The 14,095-nt window shown below is 62.8% G+C and carries 13 protein-coding genes; 7 read left to right on the top strand and 6 right to left on the bottom strand.

Annotated elements, in window-relative coordinates:
• Positions 1–37 precede the first annotated feature (37 nt).
• Together eat and exaC are read right to left on the bottom strand one after the other, a co-directional pair.
• Complete coding sequence (gene eat, locus NPS46_RS22330) at positions 38–1,486, bottom strand: ethanolamine permease (protein WP_274111072.1); 1,449 nt, start codon at positions 1,484–1,486, stop codon at positions 38–40.
• Positions 1,487–1,609: 123 nt separating this feature from the next.
• On the bottom strand, positions 1,610–3,130 hold the full coding sequence (exaC, locus tag NPS46_RS22325; RefSeq protein WP_274111070.1) for an acetaldehyde dehydrogenase ExaC: 1,521 nt from the start codon (positions 3,128–3,130) through the stop codon (positions 1,610–1,612).
• 346 nt (positions 3,131–3,476) lie between these two features.
• Between exaC and NPS46_RS22320 the strand changes: the two genes are divergently transcribed.
• The 4 genes from NPS46_RS22320 to NPS46_RS22305 all read left to right on the top strand — a co-directional run bounded on the left by NPS46_RS22320 (position 3,477) and on the right by NPS46_RS22305 (position 7,753).
• The gene (locus tag NPS46_RS22320; RefSeq protein ID WP_274111068.1) at positions 3,477–5,402 is read left to right on the top strand and encodes a sigma-54-dependent Fis family transcriptional regulator; all 1,926 of its coding nucleotides are present in this window, start codon (positions 3,477–3,479) and stop codon (positions 5,400–5,402) included.
• 95 nt (positions 5,403–5,497) lie between these two features.
• Positions 5,498–6,847, top strand: coding sequence for a UDP-N-acetylmuramate:L-alanyl-gamma-D-glutamyl-meso-diaminopimelate ligase (gene mpl, locus NPS46_RS22315; RefSeq protein ID WP_274111066.1), 1,350 nt, complete (start codon positions 5,498–5,500; stop codon positions 6,845–6,847).
• Entirely contained in the window at positions 6,844–7,473 is a 630-nt protein-coding gene (ubiX, locus tag NPS46_RS22310; protein ID WP_274111064.1) for a flavin prenyltransferase UbiX, read from the top strand. The genes mpl and ubiX overlap by 4 nt, the downstream gene beginning before the upstream one ends.
• Positions 7,466–7,753 carry a YceK/YidQ family lipoprotein gene (locus NPS46_RS22305; RefSeq protein ID WP_274111063.1) on the top strand — a complete coding sequence of 96 codons (288 nt, stop codon included), beginning with the start codon at positions 7,466–7,468 and terminating at the stop codon, positions 7,751–7,753. Before ubiX ends, NPS46_RS22305 begins: the two co-directional genes overlap by 8 nt.
• 3 nt (positions 7,754–7,756) lie before the next feature.
• On the opposite strand, the gene NPS46_RS22300 is transcribed toward NPS46_RS22305, so the two are convergent.
• The 3 genes from NPS46_RS22300 to NPS46_RS22290 form a co-directional block, all read right to left on the bottom strand.
• On the bottom strand, positions 7,757–8,398 hold the full coding sequence (locus NPS46_RS22300) for an oxidoreductase (protein ID WP_274111062.1): 642 nt from the start codon (positions 8,396–8,398) through the stop codon (positions 7,757–7,759).
• A 33-nt stretch (positions 8,399–8,431) separates the two neighbouring features.
• The gene (locus NPS46_RS22295) at positions 8,432–10,150 is read right to left on the bottom strand and encodes a C13 family peptidase (protein WP_274111061.1); all 1,719 of its coding nucleotides are present in this window, start codon (positions 10,148–10,150) and stop codon (positions 8,432–8,434) included.
• Between the two features lie 101 nt (positions 10,151–10,251).
• Positions 10,252–10,707: a MaoC family dehydratase gene (locus NPS46_RS22290; protein ID WP_274111059.1), complete on the bottom strand. Its 456-nt coding sequence runs from the start codon at positions 10,705–10,707 to the stop codon at positions 10,252–10,254.
• A 326-nt stretch (positions 10,708–11,033) separates the two neighbouring features.
• On the opposite strand from NPS46_RS22290, the gene NPS46_RS22285 reads away from it, so the two are divergent.
• From NPS46_RS22285 to NPS46_RS22275, 3 genes are read left to right on the top strand one after another with little or no spacing between them, the layout of a single operon-like run.
• The gene (locus tag NPS46_RS22285) at positions 11,034–11,396 is read left to right on the top strand and encodes a CidA/LrgA family protein (RefSeq protein ID WP_274111058.1); all 363 of its coding nucleotides are present in this window, start codon (positions 11,034–11,036) and stop codon (positions 11,394–11,396) included.
• A complete protein-coding gene (locus NPS46_RS22280; RefSeq protein ID WP_274111056.1) occupies positions 11,393–12,109 on the top strand; it encodes an LrgB family protein in 717 nt (238 codons plus the stop codon). Before NPS46_RS22285 ends, NPS46_RS22280 begins: the two co-directional genes overlap by 4 nt.
• Positions 12,110–12,119: 10 nt before the next feature.
• Positions 12,120–12,713 carry an LON peptidase substrate-binding domain-containing protein gene (locus NPS46_RS22275; RefSeq protein WP_274111054.1) on the top strand — a complete coding sequence of 198 codons (594 nt, stop codon included), beginning with the start codon at positions 12,120–12,122 and terminating at the stop codon, positions 12,711–12,713.
• Between the two features lie 24 nt (positions 12,714–12,737).
• Here NPS46_RS22275 and NPS46_RS22270 read toward each other — a convergent pair whose 3' ends face one another.
• Positions 12,738–14,054, bottom strand: a complete 1,317-nt coding sequence (locus NPS46_RS22270) for a bifunctional DedA family/phosphatase PAP2 family protein (RefSeq protein ID WP_274111052.1) — start codon at positions 14,052–14,054, stop codon at positions 12,738–12,740.
• Positions 14,055–14,095 lie beyond the last annotated feature (41 nt).

Below are 14,095 nucleotides of genomic sequence, written 5' to 3'. Positions count from 1 at the left end.
ACGACGCGGGTCGGGCCCGCGTCGGGGTTTTCAGCGCTTAGTGCAAAGCCTCTTCGGCTTTCTGGATAGCCGCGAATTCTTCTTCCGGCGTGCCCGCTACCAAGTGATGCCGACTGTAGAAAGCAAAGTAAGCAATTAATACTCCATAGATGATCGCGGCGCCAATCACTACCCGCGGGTCCACCAGAAAGCCCGCCACGACAGCAATACAGGCCAGCACCAGGGCCACGCCGGAGGTCAGCACGCCGCCCGGGGTGCGATAGGGTCGCTCCATTTTGGGGCGGCGTACGCGCAGGGTGATATGCGCGGCCATCATCAGCACATAGGAGATGGTCGCGCCAAAGACCGCCACCAGAATCAGCAGGTCGCCCTGGCCCGTCAGCGACAGGCCGAAGCCGATGATGCCGGGAATGATCAGGGCCAGGACCGGCGCCTTGCTCTTGTTGGTCTGGGACAGTTTGCGCGGCAGGTAACCGGCCCGCGACAGCGCGAATATCTGCCGCGAATAGGCGTAGATGATCGAGAAAAAGCTGGCGATCAACCCGGCCAGGCCGACCAGGTTGACGAAGCTGCCCATCCAGGTCGAGCCGCCGTAGGTTTTGCTCAGCGCTTCGACCAGCGGGTTACCCGAGCTCATCAGGGCGTTGGCGCCCGCGCCACCCGGGCCGATCACCAGGATCAGCAGGGCAAAGCTGACCAGGACCAGCATGGCGCCGATCAGGCCGCGCGGCAGGTCCCGTTTGGGGTTCTTGGTTTCTTCGGCGGCCAGGGGCACGCCTTCGACTGCGAGGAAAAACCAGATGGCGTAAGGGATCGCGGCCCACACGCCGACATAGCCGAATGGCAGGAAGCTGCTGGCACCCTTGGCCTCGCTCACGGGGATGTCGAACAGATTGGCGACGCTGAAGTGCGGCACCATCGCCACCAGAAACACGCCGAGGGCAATGGCCGCGATAGCGGTGATGACGAACATCAGTTTCAGGGCTTCACCGACACCGAAGATATGGATGCCGATAAAGACAATGTAGAAGGCCAGGTAGATCATCCACCCACCTATGCCGAACAGCGACTCACAGTAGGCGCCGATAAACACCGCGATGGCGGCCGGTGCAATGGCGTACTCGATCAGGATCGCGGTGCCCGTCAGAAAACCGCCCCAGGGCCCGAAAGCGCTGCGCGCAAAGCCGTAGCCGCCACCGGCGGTGGGGATCATCGAGGACAGTTCGGCCAGGGAGAAACACATGCACAGGTACATGGTCGCCATCAGCAATGTGGCCAGGAACATCCCGCCCCAGCCACCCTGGGCCAGGCCGAAGTTCCAGCCGGCATAGTCACCGGAGATCACGTAGGCGACGCCGAGGCCGACCAGCAGCACCCAGCCGGCGGCGCCTTTTTTCAGTTCGCGTTGTTGGAAGTATTCGGAGCCGACTTTTTCGAAGTCGACCGAGGAGGCCGCTGACTCGAGGCCAGAGTGATCGCTTGGCATGGGTGTTCACCTGTTATGTTTTTTATTGTTTTTGGAACATTGAGGTGGAGCATCGCGAGCCACCTCGCTCCTACAGGTTGTGCATGTGCAGGAACGAGCTGGCTCACGATCAATCGCCGAGCCTTAGAAGAAGCCCAGCGGGTTGATGTCGTAGCTGACCAGCAGGTTTTTGGTCTGCTGATAATGGTTGAGCATCATTTTGTGGGTTTCACGGCCCACCCCGGACTTCTTGTAGCCACCGAACGCGGCATGTGCCGGGTACAGGTGGTAGCAGTTGGTCCAGACACGACCGGCCTTGATGGCGCGGCCCATGCGGTAGGCGCGGTTGATGTCGCGAGTCCACAGCCCGGCGCCCAGGCCGAACTCGGTGTCGTTGGCGATGGCCAGGGCTTCGGCTTCGTCCTTGAAGGTGGTGATGCTCACCACCGGCCCGAAGATTTCTTCCTGGAACACGCGCATTTTATTGGTGCCCTTGAGCAGGGTCGGCTGGATGTAATAGCCGCTGGCCAGGTCGCCCTGGAGCTTTTCCACCTTGCCGCCTGTCAGCAGCTGGGCGCCTTCGTTCTTGGCGATCTCCAGGTAGGACAGGATCTTGTCGAACTGCTGCTCGGAGGCCTGGGCGCCGACCATGGTGTCGGTGTCCAGCGGGTCGCCACGCTTGATCTGCTCGACCTTTTTCATCACCACTTTCATGAAGTCGTCGTAGATCGACTCCTCCACCAGGGCCCGGGACGGGCAGGTGCAGACCTCGCCCTGGTTGAAGAACGCCAGGACCAAACCTTCGGCCGCCTTTTCGATAAAGCTCGGTTCGGCCTTCATGATGTCGGCAAAAAAGATATTCGGCGATTTGCCGCCCAGCTCCACGGTTGACGGGATGATGTTCTCGGCGGCGCATTTCATGATGTGCGAGCCGACCGGGGTCGAGCCGGTAAAGGCGATCTTGGCGATACGCTTGCTGGTGGCCAGGGCTTCGCCGGCCTCCTTGCCGAAGCCTTGCACCACGTTCAGGACGCCGGGCGGTAGCAGGTCGCCGATCAATTCCATCAGCACGCTGATGCCCAGCGGCGTCTGCTCGGCCGGCTTGAGGACCACGCAGTTGCCGGCCGCCAGGGCTGGGGCGAGTTTCCAGGCGGCCATCAGCAGCGGGAAATTCCACGGGATGATCTGGCCGACCACGCCCAGCGGCTCATGGATGTGATACGCCACGGTGTTGCCGTCGATCTCTGCCGCACTGCCTTCCTGGGCGCGCAGGCATCCGGCGAAGTAGCGGAAGTGGTCGGCGGCGAGGGGAATGTCGGCGTTCAGGGTTTCGCGCACGGCTTTGCCGTTGTCCCAGGTTTCGGTGATCGCCAGGACTTCCAGGTTCTGTTCGATACGGTCGGCGATTTTCAGAAGCACCAGCGCGCGTGCCTGGGCCGACGTGCTGCCCCAGGCATCGGCCGCAGCATGGGCGGCGTCGAGGGCTTTTTCGATGTCTTCGGCGCTGGAGCGTGGGAATTCGGCGATGGGCTGGCCGTTGACCGGTGAGGTATTGGTGAAGTACTGGCCTTTGACCGGTGCCACGAACTCGCCGCCAATGTAGTTGCCATAGCGGTTCTTGAACGAAACGATGGCGCCTTCGGTACCAGGATGGGCGTAACGCATGGTGGGTATCTCCTTGGCTCTTGTGCTTGTGTGGAGGGGCGCTGTCGCGCCGGTACTAGCGTAGAGCAAAGGTCGGGCCAGTGCGTTGCAGCCCAGTCAAATCAAGGCCTTGGGCAAGCGTGAAGGAAGGCGGGGGCCGGGTGTGTGACAAGGCTGGCACAGGGCGGGGTGACAGTTTGTACCGTTCTCGATGCAGTCCGTGACCGGTGGGTCGCATCAGGATTGCAATGCTTCTTTGGCTGGAGGATGCTGGCTCGATTCGCTACTTAAGTAGTGGTTATCGCCAGGTTGCGCTCATCCGGTTCCGGTTTCGGACAGGCGCGTGACCCACGGGAGAAGAATAAGAATGCACAGCAATCATTTGAGCCGGCATGCCCAACAAGTGCTGACTGTGGCCCAGGGCAAGCCCCATCTGCACGGCCCGGGCAGCGATCCGTCGATTGCCCGCTCCTGGCTCCGCTGTCTGCAGGACTACCACTTGGACCCGGCGCTGGCCGTGGCACCGACGGTACTGGAGCACGACCGCTTGCTGGAAAGCCGCGAGCGGCTGCAGCAGGTGCTGCAGATTGCCGGCAATGAAATGAACAGTCTCCATCAGCAGCTCTGCGGCGCAGGCCATGCGGTACTGCTGACGGATGCACGGGGGGTGATCCTCAATTGCGTCACGGCGCCCAGCGAACGACAGATTTTCGAGCGGGCCGGGCTCTGGCTCGGGGCCGACTGGAGCGAGGCCTGCGAAGGTACCAACGGGATCGGCACCTGCCTGGTCGAGCGGCAATCGCTGACCATCCATCAGGATGAACATTTTCGCGGACGGCATACCGGGCTGACCTGTTCGGCCAGCCCGGTATTCGACCCCCACGGCGAGCTACTGGCGGTGCTGGATGTGTCTTCGGCACGCCAGGACGTTTCGCGCCAAAGCCAGTTCCACACCATGGCCCTGGTCAATCTGTCGGCGAAGATGATCGAGAGCTGCTACTTCCTGCGTCATTTCGAGCATCAATGGTTGCTGCGCTTTCATTTGCAGGCCGAGTCCGTGGGCCTGTTCAGCGAGGGCTTGCTGGCCTTCGACGGCGACGGTCGGGTGCGGGCCCTGAATCAAAGTGCCCTGAATCTGCTGGGGCTCAGGCGCGATGCCTTGCTCGGACAACCGGTCGACGCCTTGTTCGCCTGTTCCCTGGATGAGTTGCTGGCGCGCGCCAGCGCCCAGGCCACGGCCAGTTGGCCATTGCTGACACGTGAGGGGCGGCGCCTGTTTGCCGCGCTGCGCGGGCAGCCGCGCAGTGTGCCAGCGGTAGTGTTGCCGCCGCCGAGTGCGCCCGAGCCAAAGGTGCCGGGCATCTGCCTGCTCGACCCGGCCTTGCAGGCGGTTTTTCACAAGTCGCTGCGGGTGTTTGAGCGCGATGTACCGCTGCTGGTCAATGGCGAGACGGGCTCCGGCAAGGAGGCCTTTGCCCGGGCGGTGCACCTGGCGAGCCAGCGCTCGCGCAACGCCTTTGTCGCGCTCAATTGCGCGGCGATTCCTGAAAGCCTGATCGAAAGCGAGTTGTTCGGTTATCGCGGGGGCAGCTTTACCGGGGCGCGCAAGGAAGGCATGCGTGGCAAGTTGCAGCAGGCCGATGGTGGCACCCTGTTTCTCGATGAAATCGGTGACATGCCCCTGGCGTTGCAGACCCGCCTGCTGCGGGTGCTGGAGGATCGCCAAGTGGTGCCCATCGGCGGCGAAGCCCAGGCGGTGGATGTGCGCATCATTAGCGCGACGCACCGCAATCTGCTGGAGCGGGTCGCGGATGGCAGCTTTCGCGAGGACCTGTACTACCGCCTCAATGGCCTGGAAGTCGGTTTACCTGCGCTGCGCGAGCGCAGTGATAAAGCCCAGTTGCTGGATTTTCTGTTGAGTGAAGAGGCGCAGGGCCAGCCGTTGACGATCAGCCCTGACGCACGTACGGCATTGCTGGCGTTCAGTTGGCCGGGCAATGTCCGCCAATTGCGCACGATGTTGCGGACCCTGGCGGCGCTCTGCGAGAACGGGTTAATTGACCTTGAAGACCTGCCGTCGGTCGTCAACCGGGCCCGTCCGGTGCCGAGTCTCGACGAGGCTCCTCAGCATCCGCTCGACGATGCCGAGCGCCAGGCGTTGCTGGCCGTGCTGGAACAGCAGCGTTGGCATATAAGCCATGCGGCGGAGCAGTTGGGCATCAGCCGCAACACCCTCTATAGAAAGCTGCGCAAGCATGGTCTCAATCGCCAACCGGCCAGGGCTGGCGTGTAGCCGTCGCCGCCAGGCTGTCAGGCTGCTGCGACAGCTAAAGGGTGCGATTTTTTCTACCCTGGGCTAACCTGCGGCCATGTTTTACGAGGTCGACCATGCATATTCATATTCTCGGTATTTGCGGCACTTTTATGGGCTCCCTGGCGGTTCTGGCCAAGGAACTCGGCCATCGGGTGACTGGCTCCGATGCCAATGTCTATCCGCCCATGAGCACTCAGTTGGAGGCCCAGGGCATCGCGCTGACCCAGGGCTACGATCCCGCCCAGTTCGAGCCGACGCCGGATCTGGTGGTGATCGGCAATGCGCTGTCGCGCGGTAATCCGGCCGTCGAATACGTACTCAACAAGGGCCTGCCCTATGTGTCCGGCCCGCAGTGGTTGGCGGACCATGTGCTGCAAGGCCGCTGGGTGCTGGCCGTCGCCGGGACCCATGGCAAGACCACCACCAGCAGCATGCTGGCCTGGGTGCTGGAACATGCCGGCATGAGCCCGGGCTTCCTGATCGGTGGCGTGCCCCAGAACTTTGCAGTCTCGGCGCGCCTGGGTGACACGCCGTTTTTCGTGGTCGAGGCCGATGAGTACGACAGCGCGTTTTTCGACAAGCGTTCGAAGTTTGTCCACTACCGTCCACGCACTGCGATCCTGAATAACCTCGAGTTCGACCATGCGGATATCTTCCCCGATCTGCCGGCCATCGAACGGCAATTCCATCATCTGGTGCGTACCATTCCCAGCGAAGGCCTGGTGATTCACCCGACCACCGAGCCGGCCTTGCAGCGCGTGATTGAAATGGGCTGCTGGACGCCGGTGCAGACCACTGGTGCGGGCGGCCAATGGCAGGCCCGGCTGCTGAGCGACGATGGCTCGCGCTTTGAGGTGTCGTTCGAAGGCGTCGTGCAGGGCGTGGTTGACTGGGCGATGACCGGCCAGCATAACGTCGCCAATGCCCTGGCGACCCTGGCCGCTGCGCGTCATGTTGGCGTCGTGCCGGCTATGGGGATTACCGGGCTCAGTGCTTTTAAAAGTGTGAAGCGGCGGATGGAAAAAGTCGCCGAAGTGCGGGGCGTGACGATCTACGATGACTTTGCCCACCACCCCACAGCCATTGCCACGACCCTGGATGGTTTGCGCAAGAATGTTGGCGGCGCCCCGGTGATTGCGATTATCGAGCCGCGCTCCAACTCCATGAAGCTAGGTGCGCACCGTGACGGCTTGCCGCAAAGCGTGGTCCAGGCCGATCAGGTGATCTGGTATGCACCGGCCAACCTGGGCTGGGACTTGGCCGCCACGGCGGCCGAATGCTCGGTGCCAGCGCTGGTCTGCGATTCGCTGGACGCGATTATCGCTCGGGTCAAGGATCTGGCCACGCCGGGGACCCAGGTGGTGATCATGAGCAACGGCGGTTTTGGCGGCCTGCACGGCAAGCTGGCCGAGGCCCTGACATGAGCGGGCCACAACGCATCACCCTGGCGATGACGGGCGCTTCCGGCGCGCATTACGGTTTGCGCCTGCTCGACTGCTTGGTACGGGAAGATCGCGAGGTGCACTTCCTGATCTCCAAGGCTGCGCAGTTGGTGATGGCCACTGAAACCGATGTCAGCCTGCCGGCCAGATCCCAGGCGATGCAGACCTTCCTGACCGAATACACCGGTGCGGCGGCTGGGCAGATCAAGGTCTATGGCAAGGAAGACTGGATGTCCCCGGTTGCTTCGGGCTCGGGTTCGCCTGCGGCGATGGTGGTGGTGCCGTGTTCCACCGGCACCCTGTCGGCGATTGCCATGGGGCTCTGCAATAACCTGATCGAGCGGGCGGCGGATGTCACGCTCAAGGAGCGCCGGCAACTGATCCTGGTGCCGCGCGAAACGCCGTATTCGAGCATCCATCTGGAAAATATGCTGAAGCTGTCGAATATGGGTGTGACTATCCTGCCGGCCTCGCCGGGCTTTTATCACCAGCCACAAACCATCGACGACCTGGTCGACTTTGTCGTGGCCCGGATCCTCAATCTGCTGGATATCCCCCAGGACATGCTTCCCCGCTGGGGCGAGCATCATATCGGCGGCGATGAATAGGCTGCTGCTCGTTCTATGGCTGGCGCTGCAACTGGGCGGCTGTGCCAGCGTGCGCACTCTGGATGCGGCAAAGCCGGGTGCGCCGGTGGTATACGCCGGGACTCGGCTCGACTGGTATGCCTTGCAGGGCGGTTGCTGTGCGATGGATCGCTTCGGTGCCCTGGCGCCGCGCTATCCGGGGCTGGACCTGCCGGCCAGCGCGTTGCTCGACACCTTGCTGCTGCCGCTGTCCGCGCTGACCGTGCTCGGGGTGGGCTTTCAGGCCACCGGTGGCTTCTAGGGGTTACTTCCCCAGCCGGCGCAGTTCATCCGACTCGACAATCCGCACGCCATCCTGCTCTTCCAGGGCCAGGCGCCACAGGGCTCGCGCCAGGTGGCAGGCCTCGATACCGCGATATTTGCCGGGGATCAGCTTAGATAGGGGGCCCGCCAGTTGTTCACCCAGGCGCGGCTCGATACGCTCGCCCAGTAGCAACGAGGGGCGGGCGATGGTCAGTTGCGGCCAGCCTTGTTGCTTGAGCGACTCTTCCATCTCGCCCTTGACCCGGTTGTAGAACACCTTGGATTTGGGGTCGGCATCGATGGCGCTGACGACGATCAGGTGCCGGGCGCCCATTTCCCGGGCGCGCTTGGCAAAGGCCACGACCATATCGTGATCGACTGCGCGGAAGGCTTCCTGCGAGCCGGCCTGCTTGATGGTGGTGCCCAGGCAGCAATAGGCGATATCCACCCGGCCGCTCAGTTGCGGCAAAAACACCTGGGGATCGCCGACCGGGTTTTCCAGGTGCGGGTGTTCGGCCAGCGGCCGGCGTGAGGGTGCCAGTACGCGGCTGACAGTGGGCTCATTGAGCAGGCGGTCGAGCAGGTGCTCGCCGGTCAGGCCGGTGGCACCGGCTAGCAGGATGTGTTGGGGCGTCAAATACATAATGGCTCTCCCTCTCCCTTATTAGGCTCAAGCTTAGTCGCTTCTAACTGCCCTGCTGGACGAAGTCGCGCTTTCCAAAGCCTTTCGAGCCTGTTGCTGGCGTAATAGTTTCCAGCGCGCCAGAACGCCCTTGGGTGCCCAGATCTGCGGTTCGGACGCTTCGTAGTTATCGGCCAGTTCACGCTCGGCGACATGGGCCTTGGCGAGGTTGAAGGCGTGCGCCAGGTCGTCCGTTTCATTCAGCGCCTGGGCGAACAGGGCGTCGCCGAAGTAGGTGAAATCGGCTTCTTCGGAGCAGCCGAAGGAGACCCGGTCGGCCCGCGAGGCGGTCATGATCAGGGTTCGCTCGTCTTTGAGCGCTGGAATAAAACCGCCGGAGTAGCAGGCCGAGATCACGATGATTTTGTCGCGGTTCTTCAGGGGCGCGAGCACGATGGCCAGTTCATCGGCTGGCAGGTCAGCCAGTTCCAGGCGGGGTTGATCGAGCACCAGTTGGTGGTCGTGGCTGCCATGGCTGGTCAGGTAGATAAACAACAGGTCTTCCGGGCCGCTGCGCTCGGCCAGGGTCTGGGCGGCGCGGCGCAGGTTCTCGCGGGTGGCCATGGGGCGGTCGAGCAGGTGATCGCGATGGTTGACCAGGCCGATCTGGCCGTAGGCCCCAAAACGGCTGGCGAGCATAGTGTTCACATAGTCGGCCTCGCGCAGGAACACGCTCTGCTTGCCATCGCCAGCAAGCACCAGGCTGTACAGTTCGATGGCCGGGGTCGACGGTGCAATGGCCGCCAGGGCTTTTTCCAGCAGCGGGCCTTGCGCCAGCAGCCCCAGTTCCAGCGGGTCGGGCAACAATCTGCCATCAGCGTCGCGAACCCGCAGGCCATTGACCCAGTAGCCGCTTTGTACTTGGCCGTCGGGCAGGGTCAAGGTGCCATGCCCCTGGTAGATATCGGCTTCGAAGCCGCCGCTATAGACGCTGCCATCGCCCAGGCTCAGGCGGCCCTGGCCGTGGAAGCGCCAGTCGCTGAACTGGCCGCGGTAGTGGCTGCCATCGGCGCCGATCAGTTCGCCCGGGCCATTGAGTGCGCCTTCGCGGAATTGACCGATCCAGACGTCGCCGTCGGCGTTTTCATAGCGGCCCTTGCCATGCAGTTGGTTGTGCTTGAAGGCGCCCACGTATTGATCGCCTTCGGCGCTGACAAATAGCCCCTGGCCTTCAAGCTGGCCATTGACGAAATGGCCGCTGAACTGGTTGCCGCTGGCATCGCTGCGCTGGCCCTGGCCATTGGCTTTGCCATTGGCGAACGCGCCCTGATACTGGCTGCCATCGGCTTGTTCGAGGCGCCCGAGCCCGGCGTAGCGGTCGGCGTGGAAGCCGCCGCGGTAGGTCATGCCGCCTTCTTTCAGCGTGCCTTCACCTTCGCGCAGGCCTTTTTTGAAGCCACCGGTGTAGGTGCTGTCGCGGGTGGTCAGGGTGCCGCGGCCATCGAACAGGCCGTTCTCGAAGCCGCCGATATACACCTCGCCATTGCTGCCATGCCATTCGCCCTGGCCGTGCCACTGACCATTGGCAAACTGCCCGGCGTACCAACTGCCATTGGGGTAGTCGATGCGTCCGTGCCCTTGCAGTACGCCATTGACCAATTCGCCACGATAGCGGCCGCCATCGGGCAGGCGTGCATCCGGCGGCAACAGCGATTCGCCATCACCGCAGGCGGTCAGCAACAGGGTCAGCACTAGGGGGGCGAGTGGGCGCATGGCTAGATCCGGATCGAACAGGGTGCCGAGTATGCCGCAGCCATGTGTCGCTTATATAGAGTGGCGCGCCACGGCCGTAGCTGTTTTGCGCCAGGCAGGGCTCAGACGAAGCAGAGCGAGAGCGGTTCGGCGATATAGGCGGGCTTGTCCTGGCCTTCGATTTCCAGGGTTGCGGTGACCTTGAGCAGCCATTGGCCGGGTTTCTTTTCGTTGACCTCGGTGAGTGCGACCTTGAGCCGAACCCGTGAGTCGACTTTGACCGGCTGGATAAAACGCACGCTGTCCAGGCCGTAATTGACCACCATCTTCAGGCCTTCGGGCAGGACCAGGATGTCTTCCATCAGCTTGGGGATCAGCGACAGGGACAGGAAGCCATGGGCGATGGTGCCGCCAAAGGGGGTCTTTGCGGCTTTTACCGGGTCGACGTGGATGAACTGATAATCGCCTGTGGCTTCAGCGAACAGATTGATGCGGTCCTGATCGATGGTGAGCCATTCGGAACGTCCGAGTTCCTTGCCGACATAATCATTGAGCTGCGCTACGGGTACATAGGGCATGGGTACTCTCCTGGGTTCATCGCTGTTGTCGTTGTTGTTATGCACAGCCGGGCCAAGGGCCTGGTCCGGGAACCGGCCTAGGCGCTGCACTGAATGTCTCTGCGTATCGGTGCGCGTGCGAATGGGCTGCAAGCGTGTGAGGCACAATAGGCCTCGCGCTCGCGGTGTAGCTTCGCTTTGCCGAACCGTCGCTGGAAAACATTGCGTACAGAGCCTAGATCACCATGGCCGCAGGTAAAGGGTCAAGCTCGCATGGTTGTGGCGAATGCCCGCCCATAGGCCTGGGCGTGTTTATAATGGCCGCGCCAATTTGGAGGGGACGTCTGATGTTGCTTCGCGGCTTGACCTGGCTGGTGCTGTTTCAATTACTCGGCACGGCCATCAATCATCTGTTTCTGGCGATATTGCCGGGGCCGATCATCGGCCTGGTGCTCTTGCTGGGCTTTCTGATTCTGCGCGGCGAGGTCGGCGCGCCCCTGAGCGAAGCCGCCAGCAGCCTGTTGCGTTACCTGCCGTTGCTGCTGGTGCCGCCGGCGGTAGGGGTGATGGTCTACGCGGCCGATATCGCCGCCGATTTCTGGGCGATTGCCGGGGCGCTGGTGCTGTCGTTGCTGTTGTCCATGGCTTTTGTCGGGTTGCTGATGGAGAGAATGATGCGGCGCCAGGCCCGGCGGGAGCCCAAGCCATGACGTTCGATTGGCAAGGCGCCTGGACGGCGGTTATTCACCATCCCTTGTTTGGCATCGGGATCACCCTGGGTGCCTATCAACTGGTGCTCGCGGCATTCGAAAAGACCCGCTGGATCTTCCTGCAGCCGGTACTGGTTTCGATGTTGCTGGTGATTGGCGTGCTGCTCGGCTGCGGCCTGACCTATGGGGAGTACCGCAAGAGCACGGAGATCCTGAGTATCCTGCTCGGCCCGGCCACGGTCGCCTTGGCCGTGCCGCTGTACCTGAACCTGCGGCGGATTCGGCAATTGTTCTGGCCGATCTTTACTACGCTGGTGGTGGGTGGGGTGGTGGCCACCGGGCTGTGTGTCCTGCTCGGCTGGTGGTTCGGTGCCGAACACAGGATGCTGATGACCATGGCGCCCAAGTCGGTGACTTCGCCGATCGCCATGCTGGTCGCCGAGCAGATTGGCGGCGTGGCGGCGCTGGCGGCGGTCTTTGTATTGATCACCGGGGTGATCGGGGCCATTTTCGGCCCAGGCCTGCTGCGGCGTCTCGGGGTGCACAGCCCGGAGGCGCGCGGCATGGCCCTGGGCATGACCGCCCATGCGGTGGGTACTTCGGTGGCCCTGCAGGAAAGCGAGGAGTGCGGTGCGTTTGCAGCCCTGGCCATGAGCCTGATGGGGGTGGGTACCGCTGTTTTGTTGCCGTTGGCCGTGACGTTGCTGGTTTAAGGAAGGCTTTATGACCCTGGCGTTGTTTCCCCTGAATGCGGTGCTGTTTCCCGGTTGTACCCTGGACCTGCAGATTTTCGAGGCACGCTATCTGGATATGATCAGCCGTTGCATGAAGCAGGATTGCGGTTTTGGCGTGGTCTGTATTTTCGACGGCGAGGAGGTCGGTGTGGCGCCTGATGGCTACGCGTTGATTGGCTGCGAGGCGCTGATCCGTGATTTCCAGCAGCAGGAAAACGGTCTGTTGGGGATTCGGGTCCAGGGCGGTCGGCGTTTTCGGGTCATCAATGCCGAGGCGCAGCGCGACCAACTGCTGATGGCCGACGTCGAGTGGCTGGATGACCTGCCCGAACTGCCATTGCAGGAAGAGGATGCCGACCTGGTCGCCTTGCTCAAGGCATTGGCCGAGCACCCGATGGTCGCGGCGCTTGATATGGACACCGAAGCCAATAGCCAGCAGGCGCTGGCCCATCAATTGGCCTACCTGTTGCCCTTTGCCGAGGAAGACAAGGTCGAGTTGCTGCAACTGGACGATCCGCAGGAATGCCTGGATGCGATCCAGGCCTTGCTCGATGAACTGCAGGGCGAGCCCGGCCTGCCCTGATGCCCGCGGATGCGGCGCGCCTACCTAGTAGGCGTACCGCAGCAAGTGGTGAGGCAGGTGATGCAGGGCGAAGTAGGCGTAAAGCGCAATGCACGCCGGCAGAATCAACCACCAGACCTTGGCCGGTAGCGGTTCGAGCGGCATAAAGCGGTGGCTCAGGGTCAGGCTGATGGCCAGAATACCGATGGCCAGAAGTGCGCCAGCCAGGATATCAGTGGGCCAATGGGCGCCAAGGTAGACCCGCGACAGGGCAATCGCCGCCGCCGGCAGGCAGCCGAACAGCAGCCAGGTCAGGCGCATCCGTGGCGGTTGGCCGCGCCCAGCCAGCACCGCGAGCATCAGGCAAAACGCAAAAGCCCCCGAACTGTGCCCGCTGGGCATGCTGAAGCTGGTCAGCGGGTCGCTCAGGACTTCGGGGCGAACCCGGGCAAAGAGCATCTTCGTCAGGGTATTGGCCACTGCCGTACCCGCCAACGTGGTGCCGACAAACACCGCGTGGCGCCACAGCCGGCAAAGAAACAGCAGGCAGGTCAGCAGCAGGGCAACGCAAAACTGCGTACGAAACTCGCCCAGGCTGGTAATGACGACTGCCGCATAGTCCATGCTCGGGCTGCGATGTTCCTGGACCAGGGCCATGACCCCCTGATCGAACTGCTTGAGGTAGGGGTAGCCGATAAACAGGGCAACCAGCAGCGCCAGGCTGAGCCCGGCGATCAGTTGGGTGGTGCGTGGGTGACGACGCAGGCCGCTATTGATACTCAGGCCCAGCAGCGCAGCCAGGCCGATGGCCACGATGGCGGCTTGGGGCCAGAATCCCTCCGGTAACGGCAGGCGCAAGGCGGCTCCCGTTGCCCAGCCCGGCAGCAGATACGCCACCGACCAGCCGGCCCCGGCGAGAAGACTGACCGCGAGAAAGCGTGGAAATGGCATGTCGCACATGCCCGCTACCATCGGCAGCATGGGGCGTAAAGGGCCGATAAAACGACCGATCAGCAGGCTGACAATGCCGTAGCGCTGGAAATAGGCCTCGGCCCCGGCCATCCATTGCGGATGGCTGCGCAGGCCAGGCAATCGTCGGATGCCTTGGTGGAAGCGTCGGCCCAGGCCGTAGGAAATCAGATCGCCGAGCAAGCCGCCGAGCATGCCCAGCAGCAGCGTCTCGCCCAGGGGCAGGGCGCCGCTGCCGGCCATTACCGCAATGGCAAACAGCAGAATGGTGCCCGGTACGATGATTCCGGCTATGGCCATGCATTCGACGCAGGCCACGATAAATACGGCGAGGCCCAGCCATTGTGGGTTGGCTGTCAGCCAGCCGGTCACGCTATCGAGCCAGGGGCCCATATGTCGATGTCCTTGCTTGGTTCAATGGGGGGCGCCGGCGT

It is taken from the genome of Pseudomonas putida (assembly GCF_028682395.1).
Classification (GTDB): domain Bacteria; phylum Pseudomonadota; class Gammaproteobacteria; order Pseudomonadales; family Pseudomonadaceae; genus Aquipseudomonas; species Aquipseudomonas putida_AB.
This window is presented reverse-complemented; position numbering and strand designations above follow the sequence as displayed.

What these genes read in the sequence shown, in the direction of transcription:
- ubiX (WP_274111064.1), top strand. Translation starts at nt 6,844, where the DNA reads ATGAGCGGGCCACAACGCATCACCCTGGCGATGACGGGCGCTTCCGGC.
- NPS46_RS22280 (WP_274111056.1), top strand. Translation starts at nt 11,393, where the DNA reads ATGACGTTCGATTGGCAAGGCGCCTGGACGGCGGTTATTCACCATCCC.
- NPS46_RS22285 (WP_274111058.1), top strand. Translation starts at nt 11,034, where the DNA reads ATGTTGCTTCGCGGCTTGACCTGGCTGGTGCTGTTTCAATTACTCGGC.
- NPS46_RS22300 (WP_274111062.1), bottom strand. Translation starts at nt 8,398, where the DNA reads ATGTATTTGACGCCCCAACACATCCTGCTAGCCGGTGCCACCGGCCTG.
- exaC (WP_274111070.1), bottom strand. Translation starts at nt 3,130, where the DNA reads ATGCGTTACGCCCATCCTGGTACCGAAGGCGCCATCGTTTCGTTCAAG.
- eat (WP_274111072.1), bottom strand. Translation starts at nt 1,486, where the DNA reads ATGCCAAGCGATCACTCTGGCCTCGAGTCAGCGGCCTCCTCGGTCGAC.
- NPS46_RS22295 (WP_274111061.1), bottom strand. Translation starts at nt 10,150, where the DNA reads ATGCGCCCACTCGCCCCCCTAGTGCTGACCCTGTTGCTGACCGCCTGC.
- NPS46_RS22270 (WP_274111052.1), bottom strand. Translation starts at nt 14,054, where the DNA reads ATGGGCCCCTGGCTCGATAGCGTGACCGGCTGGCTGACAGCCAACCCA.
- mpl (WP_274111066.1), top strand. Translation starts at nt 5,498, where the DNA reads ATGCATATTCATATTCTCGGTATTTGCGGCACTTTTATGGGCTCCCTG.
- NPS46_RS22290 (WP_274111059.1), bottom strand. Translation starts at nt 10,707, where the DNA reads ATGCCCTATGTACCCGTAGCGCAGCTCAATGATTATGTCGGCAAGGAA.
- NPS46_RS22275 (WP_274111054.1), top strand. Translation starts at nt 12,120, where the DNA reads ATGACCCTGGCGTTGTTTCCCCTGAATGCGGTGCTGTTTCCCGGTTGT.
- NPS46_RS22320 (WP_274111068.1), top strand. Translation starts at nt 3,477, where the DNA reads ATGCACAGCAATCATTTGAGCCGGCATGCCCAACAAGTGCTGACTGTG.
- NPS46_RS22305 (WP_274111063.1), top strand. Translation starts at nt 7,466, where the DNA reads ATGAATAGGCTGCTGCTCGTTCTATGGCTGGCGCTGCAACTGGGCGGC.